This is a genomic window from Cryobacterium sp. TMS1-20-1 (assembly GCF_004402355.1).
Lineage (GTDB): Bacteria > Actinomycetota > Actinomycetes > Actinomycetales > Microbacteriaceae > Cryobacterium > Cryobacterium levicorallinum.
In genome coordinates this window covers 1-1,390 of the sequence record NZ_SOGF01000028.1, presented here as the reverse complement: position 1 = coordinate 1,390, position 1,390 = coordinate 1, and the positions used below count along the sequence as shown (strand labels likewise).

The window sequence follows — 1,390 nt, the reverse complement described above, 5'->3', positions numbered from 1 at the left end:
GGGTGTGTCTCAGTAACGGTGTTTCCGGCGTTTTTCATTAGTAGGATTCTGCGTTCGGCCAGCGGTCGTGGAAGGTGATGGCGAAGGCGTTGAGAGCGGGCTTCCACCTCATTGTCCATCGAGCTCGGCCCTCACCGGTGGGATCGAGACTTCGCGTGACCAGATACAAGCATTTTAGAGCGGCCTGCTCCGTGGGGAAATGCCCTCGAGCACGCACCGCACGACGGTACCGGGCATTGAGTGACTCGATCGCATTCGTGGAGCAGATCACCTGGCGGATCTCGGGGTCGTAGGACAAGAACGGGGTGAACTCTTCCCATGCCGACTCCCACAACCGGATGATCGCACCGTATTTCTTCCCCCAGCTCTCGGATAGATCATCGAGAGCTGCTCGTGCGGCGTCAACGGTCGGAGCGGTGTAGATCGGTTTCACGGCTCGTTTCATCGCATCCCAATCCTTCTTCGAGGACAGTTTGAACGTGTTCCGAATGAGGTGAATGATGCACGTCTGCACCGTCGTCAACGGCCACACGTTCCCGACAACCTCCGGGAGCCCTTTCAACCCGTCACAGACCAGGAAGAACGTGTCGGTGACGCCACGGTTTTTGATGTCGGTCAGGACAGACATCCAGAACTTGGCGCCCTCACCGCCGGTGCCGGCCCACAACCCGAGAATGTCCTTATCACCGTCCAGAGTCACGCCGATGGCCGCATAGATGGGCCGGTTGGCGACCTGCCCATCCCGGATCTTCACCACGATCGCGTCGATGAAGATCGCCGCGTAGACGCCGTTCAACGGGCGGGACTGCCACGTTTGCATCTCCTCGATCACTTTGTCCGTGATCCGAGAGATCGTCTCTTTGGAGACCTGCGCGCCGTAGATCTGGTTGAAGTGCGCGCTGATCTCCCCGGTCGTGAGGCCGCGGGCATACAACGACAGCACAATCTCATCAACCCCGGTCAAACGGCGTTGTCGTTTCGCCACGATCACCGGAGTGAACGTGGCGTCCCGGTCACGAGGCACCTGAATGGTCACCGGCCCCGTCGAGGGGCTGATCACCGTTTTGGGCCGGGTCCCGTTGCGCACGTTGGATTCGTCACGCTCGTCCGGGGCACGGTTTTTCTCATGACCGAGATGCTCAGTCATTTCCTCGTTCAGCGCCGTCTCTAGGAACGTTTTCGTGAACTGGCCCAGCAGGCCGTCCGGACCGTCCAGAGCCAGGCCCTGCTCCTTGGCCAGGCGCACCCATTCCTTCGCAGCCACCGCCTCACGAGTGGGCTCAGATTTCGTCTTCTTCGTCACAGCATCAAGTGTCGTCATCACGGCACCTTTCCCGCCAGACCCAAGTCCGGCGCGTCAGGCCGGAAACACCGTTTAAGAGACAGTCCC

General features: G+C 60.1%; 1 protein-coding gene. It reads right to left on the bottom strand.

Annotated elements, in window-relative coordinates:
• Positions 1-37: 37 nt before the first annotated feature.
• Positions 38-1,324 (bottom strand): IS256 family transposase, encoded by a 1,287-nt coding sequence (locus tag E3O45_RS06925; RefSeq protein ID WP_134442731.1) that lies wholly within the window; start codon positions 1,322-1,324, stop codon positions 38-40.
• Between the last annotated feature and the right edge of the window lie 66 nt (positions 1,325-1,390).